This window comes from Stenotrophomonas sp. CASM101 (genome assembly GCF_049384845.1).
GTDB classification, from domain to species: domain Bacteria; phylum Pseudomonadota; class Gammaproteobacteria; order Xanthomonadales; family Xanthomonadaceae; genus Stenotrophomonas; species Stenotrophomonas hibiscicola.
The window spans coordinates 1-14,924 of the sequence record NZ_JBMRFR010000003.1 but is presented as its reverse complement, the minus strand read 5'-3'; the positions used below and the strand labels follow the sequence as shown (position 1 = coordinate 14,924).

The 14,924-nt window shown below is 66.9% G+C and carries 14 protein-coding genes and 1 pseudogene; 3 read left to right on the top strand and 12 right to left on the bottom strand.

What is annotated here, in order from left to right:
- Nucleotides 1-210: 210 nt before the first annotated feature.
- The 7 genes from VG543_RS06335 to VG543_RS06305 form a co-directional block, all read right to left on the bottom strand.
- On the bottom strand, nt 211-558 hold the full coding sequence (locus VG543_RS06335; RefSeq protein WP_058979230.1) for a lipid-A-disaccharide synthase N-terminal domain-containing protein: 348 nt from the start codon (nt 556-558) through the stop codon (nt 211-213).
- Complete coding sequence (locus VG543_RS06330) at nt 558-1,280, bottom strand: glycosyltransferase family 2 protein (protein WP_019661749.1); 723 nt, start codon at nt 1,278-1,280, stop codon at nt 558-560. The genes VG543_RS06335 and VG543_RS06330 overlap by 1 nt, the downstream gene beginning before the upstream one ends.
- 90 nt (nt 1,281-1,370) lie before the next feature.
- The gene (locus VG543_RS06325; RefSeq protein WP_423178830.1) at nt 1,371-2,336 is read right to left on the bottom strand and encodes an NAD-dependent epimerase/dehydratase family protein; all 966 of its coding nucleotides are present in this window, start codon (nt 2,334-2,336) and stop codon (nt 1,371-1,373) included.
- 85 nt (nt 2,337-2,421) lie between these two features.
- On the bottom strand, nt 2,422-3,345 hold the full coding sequence (locus tag VG543_RS06320) for a ParB/RepB/Spo0J family partition protein (protein WP_005411652.1): 924 nt from the start codon (nt 3,343-3,345) through the stop codon (nt 2,422-2,424).
- Complete coding sequence (locus tag VG543_RS06315; RefSeq protein ID WP_019661751.1) at nt 3,345-4,142, bottom strand: ParA family protein; 798 nt, start codon at nt 4,140-4,142, stop codon at nt 3,345-3,347. The genes VG543_RS06320 and VG543_RS06315 overlap by 1 nt, the downstream gene beginning before the upstream one ends.
- Before the next feature lie 113 nt (nt 4,143-4,255).
- Nucleotides 4,256-4,894, bottom strand: a complete 639-nt coding sequence (rsmG, locus tag VG543_RS06310) for a 16S rRNA (guanine(527)-N(7))-methyltransferase RsmG (RefSeq protein ID WP_155030361.1) — start codon at nt 4,892-4,894, stop codon at nt 4,256-4,258.
- A 39-nt stretch (nt 4,895-4,933) separates the two neighbouring features.
- Nucleotides 4,934-5,533: a 4'-phosphopantetheinyl transferase family protein gene (locus tag VG543_RS06305; RefSeq protein WP_155030362.1), complete on the bottom strand. Its 600-nt coding sequence runs from the start codon at nt 5,531-5,533 to the stop codon at nt 4,934-4,936.
- 84 nt (nt 5,534-5,617) lie between these two features.
- Between VG543_RS06305 and VG543_RS06300 the strand changes: the two genes are divergently transcribed.
- The gene (locus VG543_RS06300) at nt 5,618-5,869 is read left to right on the top strand and encodes a GlsB/YeaQ/YmgE family stress response membrane protein (protein ID WP_005411656.1); all 252 of its coding nucleotides are present in this window, start codon (nt 5,618-5,620) and stop codon (nt 5,867-5,869) included.
- A gap of 72 nt (nt 5,870-5,941) precedes the next feature.
- Here VG543_RS06300 and xth read toward each other — a convergent pair whose 3' ends face one another.
- The 4 genes from xth to VG543_RS06280 all read right to left on the bottom strand — a co-directional run bounded on the left by xth (nt 5,942) and on the right by VG543_RS06280 (nt 11,708).
- The gene (gene xth / locus VG543_RS06295; RefSeq protein ID WP_312542786.1) at nt 5,942-6,709 is read right to left on the bottom strand and encodes an exodeoxyribonuclease III; all 768 of its coding nucleotides are present in this window, start codon (nt 6,707-6,709) and stop codon (nt 5,942-5,944) included.
- Nucleotides 6,710-6,884: 175 nt separating this feature from the next.
- A complete protein-coding gene (locus tag VG543_RS06290) occupies nt 6,885-8,294 on the bottom strand; it encodes a coniferyl aldehyde dehydrogenase (protein ID WP_423178829.1) in 1,410 nt (469 codons plus the stop codon).
- Between the two features lie 197 nt (nt 8,295-8,491).
- On the bottom strand, nt 8,492-10,153 hold the full coding sequence (locus VG543_RS06285; RefSeq protein ID WP_423178828.1) for an MFS transporter: 1,662 nt from the start codon (nt 10,151-10,153) through the stop codon (nt 8,492-8,494).
- A 127-nt stretch (nt 10,154-10,280) separates the two neighbouring features.
- Complete coding sequence (locus tag VG543_RS06280; protein WP_058979243.1) at nt 10,281-11,708, bottom strand: DcaP family trimeric outer membrane transporter; 1,428 nt, start codon at nt 11,706-11,708, stop codon at nt 10,281-10,283.
- Nucleotides 11,709-11,953: 245 nt separating this feature from the next.
- Between VG543_RS06280 and acs the strand changes: the two genes are divergently transcribed.
- Nucleotides 11,954-13,897, top strand: a complete 1,944-nt coding sequence (gene acs, locus VG543_RS06275; protein ID WP_188250626.1) for an acetate--CoA ligase — start codon at nt 11,954-11,956, stop codon at nt 13,895-13,897.
- Between the two features lie 121 nt (nt 13,898-14,018).
- Complete coding sequence (locus tag VG543_RS06270; protein WP_005420420.1) at nt 14,019-14,684, top strand: response regulator transcription factor; 666 nt, start codon at nt 14,019-14,021, stop codon at nt 14,682-14,684.
- A gap of 139 nt (nt 14,685-14,823) precedes the next feature.
- Here the strand turns inward: VG543_RS06270 and VG543_RS06265 are convergent.
- Nucleotides 14,824-14,924: pseudogene (locus VG543_RS06265) on the bottom strand (IS110 family transposase); the annotation flags it as partial.

Sequence of the window (14,924 nt, the reverse complement as noted above, 5' to 3'; positions counted from 1 at the left end):
ACCCCGATCATGGCACCGCTCACCGTCGGTGGCATGGGACGAAGGTCCTGCCTGCACCGCAGGCAGGACCGGGAACCGGCCGCAGCGCCGAAGGCGCGTGGTAGAGCCGACTGTCAGTCGGCTGCTCTTCCGCCACATGCAGCAAAGCCCGCGCTCCGCGCGAAAGTTGACTGACAGTCGACTCTACCCATGGCAGGCACCCCGCAGGCCTCAGTGGCTGGCCTTGTCGCGCTTCCAGCCGCGGTGCTTGATGTCCAGGTGCAGGCTGTACAGCGCGGTGAACGCCGGGAACAGGTTCTGCAGCACACCCACCGAGTCCTGCTTGGCCGAGAACAGGAAGTAGCTCAGCGTCATCAGGCTGCCGATCACGCTCATGTACCAGAACAGGCGCGGGATGACGGGCTTGCCGGCACGCTTGGAGGCGATGAACTGGACCAGCCAGCGGCCGCCGAACATCAGTGCGCCGGTGTAACCGATCAGCTTCCAGCCGGTTACATGCAGGCCGGTCCAGTACAGCCAGGTCAAGGGCTGATCCAGCCAGTGAAGCTCCAGGTCCATCAGCGCTCCTCCACCGCGGTGCGCTTGCTTCGGGTGATCAGCCAGGCCACGCCACGCAGATCGCGGATGCCGACCAGCGCACGGCCGAGGTTGTTGTACTTGGACACGCCAGCGGTACGGTGGCGGTGGTTGACCGGCACACTGGTGGTCTTCCAGCCGGCGCGCTGCATCAGCGCCGGCAGATAGCGGTGCATGTGGTCGAAATACGGCAGGTCGAGGAACGCGCTGCGTTCGAACAGCTTGATGCCGCAACCGGTGTCGGGGGTGTCGTCGCGCAGCATGCGCGCACGGATGGCATTGGCCCAGCGACTGGCCCAGCGCTTGCTGCTGCTGTCCTGCCGGTTGACGCGCCAACCGGCGAACAGCTTCACCTGCGCGTCGGCGGCGTCGCGTGCGGCGAGCAGCTTGGGAATATCGGCCGGATCGTTCTGGCCATCGCCATCCAGGGTCGCGATCCACGGCGCCCGCGCATGCTTGACGCCGGTGCGCACCGCCGTGCTCTGCCCGCTCTGGTTCACATGGTGCAGCACGCGCAGTTCCGGGGTGGTTGCCTTCAGCCCCTGCAGCACCGCCAGGGTGTCATCACGCGAGTGGTCGTCGATGTAGACGATCTCGAACGGCAGTCGGCCACGCAGCGCAGCGGTGATTTCGGCGACCAGCGGGGCAACATTGTCGCGCTCGTTGAACACCGGGACGACAACGGAAAGCTCGGGTTGGCTCATAAGGCACTCGGCCAAAGGGGGGACAAAGACCGCGCATTCTCCGAAACCGAGGTTATCCGAAGATGAACCCGGCGGCGTGAGGATCCGTCCTCAGGCGCGATCGCCAAAATACTCGCGGCACCACAGCACCACAGGCGGCAGGCCTTGTTCGATCGGGGTCACCGCATCGAAGCCGAAAGCGTCATGTGCGCGCCGGGTATCGGCCATCGTGCGCACCATGTCGCCCGGCTGCATGGGCTTGTAGACCTTCTGCGCAGGGCGGCCGGCCGCCTGCTCGATCACGCTGATGAAGCGCTCCAGCTCGACCGGCGTATGGTTGCCGAGGTTGAACACCCGGTGCGGCACCGGGCCGTCGGCCGGATGCGCGAGGGCGCCGAGGATACCGGAGACGATGTCGGAGACATGTGTGAAATCGCGCTGCATGCGGCCTTCGTTGAACACGTCGATCGGCCGACCGGCCAGCACCGCGCGCGAGAACAGCAGCGGTGCCATGTCCGGCCGGCCCCACGGGCCATACACGGTGAAGAATCGCAGCCCGGTGGCATGCAGGCCGTACAGCTGTGCGTAGGTGTAGGCCATCAGCTCGTTGGCCGCCTTGGTCGCCGCGTACAGCGAGCGCGGCTGGTCCACGCGCTGGTCCTCGGAGAACGGCGGCGTGGCCGAGTCGCCATACACCGAACTGCTGGAGGCATACACCAGGTGCTGCACGCCACGGTGGCGGCACAGCTCGAGCATGTTGACGAAGCCGACCAGGTTGCTGTCGACGTAGGCCAGCGGGTTTTCCAGCGAATAGCGCACGCCGGCCTGTGCAGCCAGATGGATCACGGCGGTCGGCTTCACTTCGTCGAACAGCGCGGCCAGGCCTTCGTTATCGGTCAGGTCTAGCGTGCGCAGGTCCAGCGCCGGGCACAGCGCGGCCACGCGGTCACGCTTGATCTGCGGGTCGTAGTAATCGTTGAAGTTGTCCAGACCGACCACGGCCTGGCCGGCCCCCAGCAGCGCGCGGGCGGTGTAGGCACCGATGAAGCCGGCAGCGCCGGTAAGCAGGATGGTCATCGCGGGTCTCGATCAAAGCACCCCGCTGCCATCGGCGTGGCCGACGTCGCGGGGATGCGTCGGCCGGCGTGATGTGGCGCCGGGTTCAGCCCTGGCGCGTACGCAGCTTTTCCAGCACGCCGTCCAGGGTGTCCAGATCGGTGTAGTGGATGATCAGCTTGCCCTTGCCGCCACGGCCGTGGTTGATCGCCACCTTGGCACCCAGCGCTTCGGACAGTTCGGTTTCCAGCGAGGCGATGTCGGCCTGCTGCACCTTCGGCGTCGCCACCGGGCGGTTGCTCGGCACCTTGCCGGCGGCGAAGGCCTGCGCACGGCGCTCGACCTCGCGCACCGACCAGCCTTCATCGGCCGCTTCCTGCGCCAGCTTGCCAGCCAGCTCGGGGGCCAGGGTCAGCAGCGCGCGGGCGTGGCCCATTTCCAGGCGGCGGGTTTCCAGCAGCAGCCGGATCGCCACCGGCAGCTCCAGCAGGCGCAGCAGGTTGGACACCGCCGCGCGCGAGCGGCCGACGGCCTCGGCGGCCTCGGCATGGGTCAGGGTGAACTCGCTGATCAGGCGCTGCAGCGCCTCGGCTTCTTCCAGCGGGTTGAGGTCTTCACGCTGGATGTTCTCGATCAGCGCCATCGCGATGACGGTGCGGTCTTCCAGCTCGCGCACCACCACCGGCACTTCGTCCAGCCCGGCCAGCTGCGATGCGCGCCAGCGGCGTTCACCGGCGACGATTTCGTAGTTGCCCGCCGGCAGCTGGCGCACCAGGATCGGCTGGATCACGCCCTGCGACTTGATCGAGTCGGCCAGCTCGGACAGCTTGCCCTCGTCCATCTCGCGGCGCGGCTGGTACTTGCCCGGCTGCAGCTGGCCGACCGGCAACTTGCGCAGCACTTCACCCGGCAGCGGCTCGATCACCGCAGTGGTGGCCTGCACCTGGCTGACCGCGCCCTTCGGGCCCAGCAGCGCGTCCAGGCCACGGCCGAGGCCTCGCTTCTTGGCTGCCGGCTTGCTGCTGGTCATCAGACGGTCTCCACGGCCTTGCCGGCCTTGTTGCGTTCGTTGTTGCGGCGGATGATCTCGCCGGCCAGGCCCAGGTAGGCCACGCCACCGCGCGAGGCGCGGTCGTAGCCGACGATGCTCTGGCCATGGCTGGGTGCCTCGGCCAGGCGCACGTTGCGCGGCACGATGGTGCGGAAAACGCGGTCGCCGAAGTGCTCGGTGAGCTCGGCCGAGACCGCATTGGCCAGGTTGTTGCGCACGTCGAACATGGTGCGCAGCACGCCTTCGATCTCCAGCGCGGGGTTCAGGCTGGTGCGCAGCGCTTCGATGGTTTCCACCAGCGCGCTCAGGCCTTCCAGTGCGTAGTACTCGCACTGCATCGGCACGATCACCGAATCGGCGGCGGCAAGCGCGTTGAGCGTCAGCAGCGACAGCGCCGGCGGGCAATCGATCAGGATGTAGTCGTACTCGTCGCGGATCGGCGCCAGCGCGCGCTTCAGGCGCTGCTCGCGCTCGCTCTGGCCCATCAGCTGGATCTCGGCGGCGGTCAGGTCGATGTTGCCCGGCAGCAGGTCGTAGCCTTCGGCGGTCTGCACGCGCACATCGGCGGCGCTGTTCTCGCCCAGCAGCAGATCGCAGGTGGAGGCCGCCAGCTCACGCTTGTCCACGCCGCTGCCCATGGTCGCGTTGCCCTGCGAGTCCAGGTCGACCAACAGCACGCGCTTGGGTGCGTTGGCCAGGGAAGCGGCCAGGTTGACGGCGGTCGTGGTCTTGCCGACGCCACCCTTCTGGTTGGCGATGGCGATGATGCGGGCCATGCGGGTGTGCCTCGTCGACGGATGATTGGGACCGGTCATTATGCGTACAACCGGCCCCTTGCGGAAATCGTGGATCGCCAACCCGTTGTTCCACAAAGGGCTGGCGGCGGGAATCAGGGACCTGTAACGGTGACCAGGTGGCGTTCGCCGGCCAGGCCGGGCACGCTCAGCGGGGTCACCTCACGCACCTGCCAGCCAGCCGGCAGTTCCGCGATCTCCTCATGCGGGTAGACGCCCTTCATGGCCAGCAGCACGCCGCCGGGGCGCAGCAGATGGCCACCGACACGGACGATGCCGGCCAGGGTATCCATTGCGCGCGCGGTCAGCTGGTCGTAACGACCGGCCTCGTCCAGCGCTTCGGCCCGCGATTCGGCCACGCGGGCGTTGCCCAGGCCGAGCTGGCGCACGGCCTCGCGCATGAAGCGCGCCTTCTTGCCGTTGCTCTCGACCAGGGTGACCTGCAGGCCAGGGCAGGCGATCGCCAGCGGGATGCCCGGCAACCCGGGACCGGTACCGAGGTCGGCCAGGCTGCCATCAGCCACGAACGGCTGCATCGCCAGCGAATCGAGCAGGTGGCGGGTAACCATCTCCTGCGGGTCGCGGATGGCGGTGAGGTTGTAGGTGCCGTTCCAGCGGTGCAGCAGGGCCAGGTAGCGCAGCAGCGACGGCGCCAGCGCGGCGTCCAGGCCCATGCTGGCCAGGCCCTGTTCCAGCGTGGCAGCCACGCTGGCGGGAAGTGGGTGTTCGCTCATGCCGCCATTATCGCCGGTTTTGCGCGCTGATTCCCCGCTTCAGTGCGGATACCAGGCCAACGCCGCACGGAACTGGCCGCTGGCCTGCCATTCGTGCAGGTGCCAGCGCGCGGCCTCGCCCAGTTCCGGGTCGCACCAGCGCAGGTGCAGGGCGCCATCGGCCCCCGGCGCCAGCTGCAGGCGGTGCAGGCCGAACGAGATGCCCTGGCCGTGCGCCTTCAGGATCGCCTCCTTGACGCACCACACGCGGAAGAACCAGTGCTCGCGGTCGGCCTCGTCCAGGCGTTCCAGCCAGGCCGCCTCCTGCGGGTGGAAGAAGCGCCGCACGATTTCCAGAAGACGAGGCCGCGGCCGCAGCAGTTCCAGGTCCACGCCCAGCCGCACGCCTTCGCCCAGCGCCACCAGCAGCACCTCACCGCTGTGGCTCCAGCCGGTCCCGTAGTGGGCCAACGGGCCGCTCAGCTCCGGCCGGCCCTTGTCGTCACGGACCAGTGGCAGCGTCTGCGGATCGGTGCCCAGCGCCTGCGCCAGTACCTGCCGGGCCTGCGGTTCACCGCGCTGGCCCGGCACGTGCGGGCAGCGCCAGACCGTCACCGGGCCGAAGCGCCAGGGGCCGTCGAGGGTGGCTGGCAGGCTCATCCGCACGTGCCCATCACGCAATTGCACGACGGGTTCACAGCCGTGCGCGTCAACTGGTCACAGTTCCCCACCGGAGGTTCGATCATGGGCATCATCATCTGGCTGATCGTCGGCGGCATCGTAGGCTGGCTGGCCAGCATCATCATGAAGCGCGATGCCCAGCAGGGCATCATCCTCAACATCGTGGTCGGCATCGTCGGCGCGCTGATTTCCGGCTGGCTGTTCGGCGGCGGCATCAACGAAGCGATCACCATCCGCACCTTCCTGTTCTCGCTGATCGGTGCGGTGATCCTGCTGGCGATCGTCAACCTGTTCACCCGCAAGAGCATACGGTGATCTGAGGGTAGTGCCGGCCGCTGGCCGGCAGATGTTCCAGAACGGGCCCGGCAATCGCCGGGCCTCGTTCGTTCAACCGATCTGCACCCACGCCGGCGCATGGTCGCTCGGACGATCCCAGGTGCGCGGCTCGCGGTCGATGCCCGAAGCCACCGCACCGCTCTTCAGCGCATCGGAAACCAGGGTCAGGTCGATGCGCAGGCCCAGGTTGCGGCGGAAGCCGGCGGCGCGGTAATCCCACCAGCTGAAGGTACCCGCCTCGTCGTTGTGCAGGCGGAAGCCATCGTGCAGCCCCAGCTGCAGCAGCTTGTTGAGCGCGCCGCGCTCGGCGGTGGAGGTCAGGATGTGGTTGTCGTTCCACACCTCCGGGTCGTGCACGTCGCGTGCGTCCGGGGCAATGTTGAAGTCCCCCATCACGATCAGCTTCGGGTGCCGCTGCAGTTCCTGCGCGATCCAGGCGTGCACCGCCTCCAGCCAGCGCAGCTTGTAGTCGTATTTGTCGGTGCCGATGTCCTGGCCGTTGACCACGTACAGGTTGATCACCCGCAGGTCACCGAAGGTGCCGGCGATGACGCGCTTCTGCTCGTCCTCGAAGCCGGGAATGCCGATCTGCACGTCCTGTGCAGGCTCACGCGACAGCAGCGCCACGCCGTTGTAGGTCTTCTGGCCGGCGAACACACTGCGGTAGCCCGCGGCGATCAGCGCAGAGTCGGGGAACTTGTGGTCCTCCAGCTTGGTTTCCTGGATGCCGACGATGTCCGGGCCGAAGTCCTTGAGCCACTGCTCCAGGTGCGGCAGGCGGACATTGAGCGAATTGACGTTCCACGAGGCGATCTTCATGCGGGCATTCTAACCGGGTGGCCGGGATGGGGGTCGGCCCGGATTCCCGTGTAGAGCCGAGCCCACGCTCGGCTGCATTGATCAGGCACCCAGCCAGGAGCAGCCGAGCGTGGGCTCGGCTCTACAGAAGAATCGGGCCGGGCCCTGATTCAGCAGAGCCACGCCCTGCCTGGGTTCACCGCAGCAGCAGCTTCAACAACCCCGCAATCTTCGAATACGGCGGCCGCAGCCGGTCGCTGGCCGCCCAGCGCGACTGCCACAGCACCGGCAGCCGCTTGCTCATCGCATCGAACCCGGCGCGCCCGTGGTACGCGCCCATGCCGCTGGGCCCTACCCCGCCAAACGGCAGGCCATCGGCGGCGAAGTGCAGCAGCGTGTCATTCACCGTCACCCCACCGGCCACCACCTGGCCGAGGATGCGCTCCACCGTCGCCGTGTCATGGCTGAAGGGATACAGCGCCAGCGGCCGTTCGCGGGACAGCACGTCCGCCAGCGCCGCCTCCAGGTCCGGGTAGGCCCGCACCGGCAGGATCGGCCCGAAGATTTCCTCGCGCATCAGGTCCAGGTCGTCCGGCGGGTCCAGCACCACGGTCGGCACCAGCAGGCGCTCGCGGTCGGCGCGCGCCTCATCCACCTGCGCCAGCGGAATCACCGGCACGCCGCGTTGCCGCGCCTGTGCCAGATAGCCCTGCAGGCGCCGGTACTGGCCTTCATTGATGATGCGGGTGTAATCGTCGGCATCGCTGAAGTCGCCGTAGCGTTCGCGCACCTGCTGCTGCAGCGCCTGCACGAACTCGCGCTGGCGCGCGGTATCGATCAGCACGTAATCCGGCGCGATGCAGGTCTGGCCGGCGTTGAACCACTTGCCGGTGGCGAGCCGCGCTGCGGCTTTATCCAGCGGGAAATCGCGACAGACAATCGCCGGCGACTTGCCGCCTAGTTCCAAGGTGACCGGCACCAGATGCTCGGCGGCGGCGGCCATCACCTTGCGGCCAACAGCCGTCGAGCCGGTGAACAACAGATGGTCCAGCGGCAGCGAGGACACCGCGGAGGCCACGTCTGCCCCGCCCTGCACCACCGTCACGCGATCGGGCGGGAACACACTGGCCAGCAGATCGGCCAGGAACGCGCTGGTGCGCGGCGTGTGTTCAGACGGCTTCAGCAGCACATGGTTGCCCGCGGCGATGGCGGTGGCCAGTGGCACCAGTGCCAGCGTGACCGGGTAATTCCAGGGCGAGATCACCCCGACCACACCCAACGGCGTCGGCCGCAGCTGCGCGCGCGCCGGCCACAGTCGCCAGCCCGCCCCCACCCGCTGCGGCTTCGACCAGCGCCGCAGGTGGCGGCGCAGGTGATCGATGGCCGACAGCACGCTCATGCCATCGGCCAGCTTCGATTCCACGTGGGCGCGATGGCCGAAATCCTCGGCGATGGCCTGCGCCATTTCGTCCAGGCGTGGCTTCAGCGCTTCGCGCAGGCGGCGCAGGTCGGCTTCGCGCTGGTCCAGCGTGGGGCGCTGCGACTGCCAGGCGCTGCGCAGGGTGTGCAGGATGGCGGGGAGCTCGGCCGGGGTGATGGTGGTCATGGGCCGACTATACGGGGTGCCGCGCATCGCCATGGTAGTGCCGGCCGCTGGCCGGCAATGGGTTCATGTCTGCGGAGATTCATGGGGTTGCCGGCCAGCGGCCGGCACTACCGGAATGCGAGCCGAAATGACACGGCGCAGAAAACAGAAAGGCCGCGGTCTGCACCACGGCCCCTGAAACCCGGTCGGCACGCCGGTTACTTGGTGATATCCACGTTCTTGGTTTCGCGCAGGAACAGGCCGCCGATCACCACCGACATCAGTGCGATCGCAATCGGGTACCACAGGCCGTAGTACAGGTTGCCGGTACCGGCCACCAGTGCGAACGAGATCGCCGGCAGGAAGCCGCCGAACCAGCCGTTGCCGATGTGGTACGGCAGCGACATCGAGGTGTAGCGGATACGGGTTGGGAACAGTTCGACCAGGTAGGCGGCGATCGGGCCGTAGACCATGGTCACGTACAGCACCAGCAGCCACAGCATGAAGATGGTGCCGGCAATGTTGATGCGCGCACCATCGGCCTTGGCCGGGTAGCCGGCAGAGGTCAGGGCGGTCTTCAGTTCCGCGCCGAACGCATCGGCCTTGGCCTTGCCTTCTTCCTTGGTCAGGCCGGCGGCCTCATACGAGGTGACGCTGGCACTGCCCACGTTCACCATCGCCAGCGAACCGGCGGCGGCGGGCTGCACGTCGTACGGCACACCGGCCTTGGTCAACGCGGCGGTCGCCACGTCGCAGGAGCTGGTGAACTTGCGCAGGCCCACCGGATCGAACTGGAACGAGCAGGTGGCCGGGTCGGCGACGACCAGTGCCGGGGAGCTGCTGCGCGCTTCTTCGATGGCCGGGTTGGCGAAGTGGGTCAGGCCCTTGAAGATCGGGATGTAGGTGATGGCCGCCAGCAGGCAGCCGGCCAGGATGATCTTCTTGCGGCCGATGCGGTCGGACAGCCAGCCGAAGAAGATGAAGAACGGCGTGCCCAATGCCAGCGCTGCGGCGATCAGCAGGTAGGAGGTGGTGGCATCGACCTTCAGCATGCTGCTGAGGAAGAACAGCGCGTAGAACTGTCCGCCATACCAGACCACGGCCTGGCCAGCCGCTGCACCGAGCAGGACCAGCAACATCAGCTTCAGGTTGCCGCCCTTCAGGCTGTCGCGGAACGGGGTCTTGGAGCCCTTGCCTTCAGCCTTCATCTGCTGGAACAGCGGCGATTCGCTCAGCTGCAGGCGGATCCATACCGAAATGCCCAGCAGCAGGATCGACACCAGGAACGGGATGCGCCAGCCCCAGGCCTCGAAGGCGTCGTTGCCCAGGGTCATGCGGCAGGCCAGGATGATCAGCAGCGACAGGAACAGGCCCAGCGTGGCGGTGCACTGGATGAAGCTGGTGTACAGGCCGCGCTTGTCGTCCGGCGCGTGCTCGGCCACGTAGGTGGCGGCACCGCCGTACTCGCCGCCCATCGCCAGACCCTGGGCCAGGCGCAGGATGATCAGGATCACCGGTGCGGCAAAACCGATCGATGCGTAGTTGGGCAGCACGCCGACCAGGAAGGTCGAGATGCCCATGATCAGGATGGTGACCAGGAAGGTGTACTTGCGGCCGATGCGGTCGCCGAGGCTACCGAAGAAGGCCGCGCCGAACGGACGCACGAAGAAGCCGGCGGCGAACGCCAGCAGGGCGAAGATCATGCCCGTGGTTTCATTGACGCCGCTGAAGAACTGCTTGGCGATGATGGCCGCGAGCGAGCCGTACAGGAAGAAGTCATACCACTCGAAGACCGTGCCGAGGCTCGAGGCGAAGATGACCTTCTTGTGGCCCTTGGTCAGGGTGCCCGCTTTATGTGCGGTGCTGGGTGTACTGGACATGGGACGCTTCCCCTCCGAAGCAATCGTTGTTGGTGGGTGCCGACCGTTGGTCGGCACTCAATTCGGTAGATGCCGACCTTGGCCGGCACCCCATCTCGGTAGGTGCCGGCCGCTGGCCGGCACGCTCCTAGAAGCTGTACTTCGTAGTGAACTGCAACCGGGTGATGTCACCCTTGTTGCCGTTCTCCACTTCGCGACGGCCGTACATCAGCTCGGCGCCGATATCGACCTTGGGCAGCGGTGAATAGAAGATGTTGCCGCGGACGCTCTGCACGCTCTTGGTCACCAGTGGGCCGAGGATGCTGTCGTTGTCGTAGTCGCTGCGCGCGTAGATCAGGTTGGTGCGCAACTTCGGCGAGAACGCATGCCGCCAGCCGACGTAGCCGGCAAGCACGCCGGTCGGGTTGAGTTCGTCGCGGGCCACGTCATAGGCACTGTCGGCGGTGATGCCCAGGCCGATGTAGCGGGCGATGCCTTCGCCGCCGGTCAGCTGGTAGTGCAGCGAATCGCTGTCACCCATCACCCATTTGCCGCCCAGGGTCAGGCCGCCAGCCACCTTGTCGGCCTTGGCGCCGGTGGCCTGGTTGTCGACCTTCAGCTGACGGACGATGCCGCCGACGCCGAAGGTGCCCCAATCACCCTTCCAGCCATAGCGCAGGGTCAGATCGGGCAGGCTGCCACGGTCGGAGTTGGCGCTGGCGTTGGTCCATGCCCCGGTGACCGGGTTGCGGGTGCCGGTGAGGGTGGTGGTTTCCGGGTTCTCCAGTGCGACACTGAAGCCGCCCTGGGTGTAGCGCACCTGCGCCTGGCGCACGAAGATCACGCCGTCGGTGGGGCCGACGAAGTCGACCGCTTCCGGCAGTGCGGCCGCGTCCATGAAGTTGGACCAGGTCTGGCCGGCCAGCCAGTTGTTCCAGTACATGTAGGCGTGGCGCAGGGTCACGCCGTAGGTGTTGGTGGCGGTCTGGTTGCCCAGCGAATTGCCGAAGAAGTCCATCTCGAAGAACGCACCGGCCTTGTTGCCCGATTCGCTCACGTTGTCGATGCCCAGGTTGAAGCGCGAGAACTTGGCGTGGGCGTTGAAATCGGTGCCCGAACGCTTGCCGCTGCCGCCAGCGCCTTCCACCGGAGTCTGGCCCGGCAGGTACAGCGAGCGGCCGGTGGCGTCGTCGGCCAGCTGGCCATCGCTGGTCTGGGTGGCCAGGAAGTCGGCCTTGATGAAGCCGCCGATCTTGACCGTGGTGCCCGGCGCCGCGCCCGGGGTGAGGGTGGTGACCTGGATCGGCTGCTTGCCGGCCGGCACCTGTGCGACCGGCTTCTGCTCGGCCTGCACCGTGCGCACTTCGGTCACGGCCTGCTGGGTCTGGCTGATCTGGGTCTGTTGTTGTTGCTGCGAAGACAGCAGCAGCTGGACCTGGCGTTCCAGTTCGGCAACGCGTGCTTCCAGTGCCTTCTCTTTGGCGGTCTCTGCGAACGCCATGCCCGGTGCGACCAGGGCGACCAGCAGGCAGGCCGCCAAAGGTGTGCGCACGGCTTTCAACGTACGGTGGCTCATGTTGCCCTCTCTCCCAAGTGGCAAGGTGATGCCGCGCGTGGGGCACGGTCGAGCCGAGACTGCGGGGCGATTATGTATAGCGGCTATTCGCCATTGGTCGAACCCGGGCCTGCAAGGCGCTCACTTTCGACCATGGTCTAACCAGGGTGGTGACGCGGCCGGGGGTGGATGGGGCAAACTGAGGGGGATCGGTCGTTGCGATGCTGCGACCGCACATACAAAGTCAACGTGCAAGTGAGGGTGCCATGGCTGATATCTACCCCGTCGATCCGCAGTTCGCCGCCAAGGCACGCATCGACAAGAAGACCTATGAACAGCAGTACCAGGCGTCGGTGGCCGATCCGGATGGATTCTGGGGCAAGGCCGCCGAGCGCCTGCAATGGATGCGCAAGCCGACGAAGATCAAGAACGTCAGCTATGACCTGTCCGACTTCCGCATCAAGTGGTTCGAGGATGGCGAGCTCAATGCCAGCGTGAACTGCCTGGATCGCCAGCTCGAGACGCGCGGCGACAAGACCGCCCTGCTGTTCGAGCCGGACGGCCCGGATGCACCGGCCCAGCATGTGACCTATCGCGAGCTGTACGAGCGCACCTGCCGCCTCGGCAACGCGCTGCGCAACCTCGGCGTCAAGAAGGGCGACCGGGTCACCATCTACCTGCCGATGATCGTCGACGCCGCGGTGGCCATGCTGGCCTGCGCGCGCATCGGTGCGATCCACTCGGTGGTGTTCGGTGGCTTCGCGCCGAACTCGATCGCCGACCGTGTCAGCGACTGCCAGAGCAAGCTGATCATCACCGCCGACGAAGGCTTGCGCGGTGGCCGCAGGATTCCGCTGAAGGCCAACGTCGATGCCGCGCTGAAGCTGCCGGGCACGAACACGGTTGAAACCGTGCTGGTGGTGCGCCACACCGGCGGCGCGGTGGACATGCAGGCCCCGCGCGACCGCTGGTTCCACGATGTGGTGGACAGCCAGCCGTCCACCTGCGAACCGGAACGCATGAACGCGGAAGACCCGCTGTTCATCCTCTACACCTCCGGTTCCACCGGCAAGCCCAAGGGCGTGCTGCACACCACCGGCGGTTACCTGCTGTACGCGGCCTACACCCATGAAGCGGTGTTCGACCTGCGCGAGGACGACATCTACTGGTGCACCGCCGACGTCGGCTGGGTTACCGGCCACAGCTACATCGTGTACGGGCCACTGGCCAACGGTGCGACCTCGCTGATGTTCGAAGGCGTGCCGAACTATCCGGACACCTCGCGCTTCTGGAACGTGATCGACAAGCACAAGGTGAGCATTTTCTACACCGCCCCGACCGCGATCCGTGCGCTGATGCGCGAAGGCGAGGAGCCGGTGAAGAAGACCTCGCGCGCGTCGCTGCGCCTGCTCGGCAGCGTCGGCGAGCCGATCAATCCGGAAGCCTGGCGCTGGTACTACGAAGTGGTCGGAGACAGCCGCTGCCCGATCGTCGATACCTGGTGGCAGACCGAGACCGGCGGCATCCTGATCTCGCCGCTGGCCGGTGCGATGGACCTCAAGCCGGGTTCGGCCACCCTGCCCTTCTTCGGCGTGCAGCCGGCGCTGGTCAATGCCGATGGCGAGATCCAGGACGGCCCGACCGAGGGCAACCTGATCATCCGTGATTCCTGGCCGGGCCAGATGCGCACGGTGTACGGCGACCACCAGCGTTTCATCGATACGTATTTCCGCACCTACCCGGGCAGCTACTTCACCGGCGACGGTTGCCGCCGCGACGAGGACGGCTACTACTGGATCACCGGCCGCGTAGACGATGTGATCAACGTGTCCGGCCACCGCATCGGCACCGCCGAAGTGGAAAGCGCGCTGGTCTCGCACCCGAAGGTGGCCGAAGCGGCCGTGGTCGGCTTCCCGCACGACGTGAAGGGCCAGGGCATCTATGCCTACGTGACCCTGGTGGCCGAAGAAGCGCCGAGCGACGAACTGCAGAAGGAACTGGTCGCGTGGGTACGCAAGGAAATCGGCCCGATCGCCACGCCGGACCACCTGCAGTGGGCGCCGGGCCTGCCGAAGACCCGCTCGGGCAAGATCATGCGCCGCATCCTGCGCAAGATTGCCGAGAACGCGCCGGACCAGCTTGGCGACACCTCGACCCTGGCCGATCCGTCGGTGGTGGCGTCGCTGGTGGACGAGCGCAAGGTGCGCTGATGGCGTGACTGCAGGCGCAGGACGCGCCAGGGACGTGGCCGGGAGGAGGGACCCGGCCACGTCCGACCCGTCCTGCACCTGCCATCACGTCGCTCTTTTTCCTGATCGATAAGCTCGACCCATGACCACCCTCCTGATTGCCGATGACCACCCGCTGTTCCGCGAAGCCCTGCGTGGGGCCGTGCAGCGGGTCATCCCGGGCGTACAACTGTTCGAGGCCGACAGCGTGGAAGCACTGTACGCGCTGGCCGATCAGCACAACGACGCCGACCTGGTCCTGATGGACCTCAACATGCCGGGTGCGCAGGGCTTCAACGCACTCGTGCACATGCGCTCACTGCATCCGCAGCTGCCGGTGGTGGTGGTGTCCGCGCGCGAAGAAGCCACGGTGATGCGCCGCGCGCTCGACCACGGTGCGCTCGGCTTCATTCCCAAATCGGCCGACTCGGACACCATCGGCCATGCACTCGGCACCATCCTCGATGGCGAGACCTGGGCACCGCCGGAAGCGCACAACGTGCCGCCTACCGGCAGCGAAGAACGCGAAGTCGGCCAGCGCCTGCGCGAGCTGACCCCGCAGCAGTTCCGCGTCCTGCAGATGCTCGGCGCCGGCCGCTTGAACAAGCAGATCGCCTACGACCTCAACGTCTCCGAAGCAACGATCAAGGCCCACGTCACTGCCATCCTGCGCAAGCTCGGCGTGACCAACCGCACCCAGGCCGTGCTGATGGCCGGCAAGCTGGCCATCGACGACGACGCCATCGTACTGCCGCCGGAAGAAGACTGAGACCTCCGCTGTAGAGCCGAGCCCATGCTCGGCTGCTGTTCGCCTGAAGCCCGCGCTACGCACGTGAGCCGAGCGCAGGCTCGGCTCTACAGGACTCCACAGCACCTGCCTTTGTAGAGCCGAGATCCTATGTTCGTGGTCAAGCCTGCTGGAAGCAGGCTTGACCCACTTTCAGCATGGCCGGGTCAAAGTCCCGGCCGCTCTTGAAGACGCCCCAAGCGATCCTGGCCAGCTTTCTGG

Coding starts and splice junctions, on each gene's coding strand:
- VG543_RS06280 (WP_058979243.1), bottom strand. CDS start 11,708: ATGAGCCACCGTACGTTGAAAGCCGTGCGCACACCTTTGGCGGCCTGC.
- VG543_RS06290 (WP_423178829.1), bottom strand. CDS start 8,294: ATGACCACCATCACCCCGGCCGAGCTCCCCGCCATCCTGCACACCCTG.
- VG543_RS06315 (WP_019661751.1), bottom strand. CDS start 4,142: ATGGCCCGCATCATCGCCATCGCCAACCAGAAGGGTGGCGTCGGCAAG.
- VG543_RS06300 (WP_005411656.1), top strand. CDS start 5,618: ATGGGCATCATCATCTGGCTGATCGTCGGCGGCATCGTAGGCTGGCTG.
- rsmG (WP_155030361.1), bottom strand. CDS start 4,894: ATGAGCGAACACCCACTTCCCGCCAGCGTGGCTGCCACGCTGGAACAG.
- VG543_RS06285 (WP_423178828.1), bottom strand. CDS start 10,153: ATGTCCAGTACACCCAGCACCGCACATAAAGCGGGCACCCTGACCAAG.
- VG543_RS06335 (WP_058979230.1), bottom strand. CDS start 558: ATGGACCTGGAGCTTCACTGGCTGGATCAGCCCTTGACCTGGCTGTAC.
- acs (WP_188250626.1), top strand. CDS start 11,954: ATGGCTGATATCTACCCCGTCGATCCGCAGTTCGCCGCCAAGGCACGC.
- VG543_RS06305 (WP_155030362.1), bottom strand. CDS start 5,533: ATGAGCCTGCCAGCCACCCTCGACGGCCCCTGGCGCTTCGGCCCGGTG.
- VG543_RS06330 (WP_019661749.1), bottom strand. CDS start 1,280: ATGAGCCAACCCGAGCTTTCCGTTGTCGTCCCGGTGTTCAACGAGCGC.
- VG543_RS06325 (WP_423178830.1), bottom strand. CDS start 2,336: ATGACCATCCTGCTTACCGGCGCTGCCGGCTTCATCGGTGCCTACACC.
- xth (WP_312542786.1), bottom strand. CDS start 6,709: ATGAAGATCGCCTCGTGGAACGTCAATTCGCTCAATGTCCGCCTGCCG.
- VG543_RS06320 (WP_005411652.1), bottom strand. CDS start 3,345: ATGACCAGCAGCAAGCCGGCAGCCAAGAAGCGAGGCCTCGGCCGTGGC.
- VG543_RS06270 (WP_005420420.1), top strand. CDS start 14,019: ATGACCACCCTCCTGATTGCCGATGACCACCCGCTGTTCCGCGAAGCC.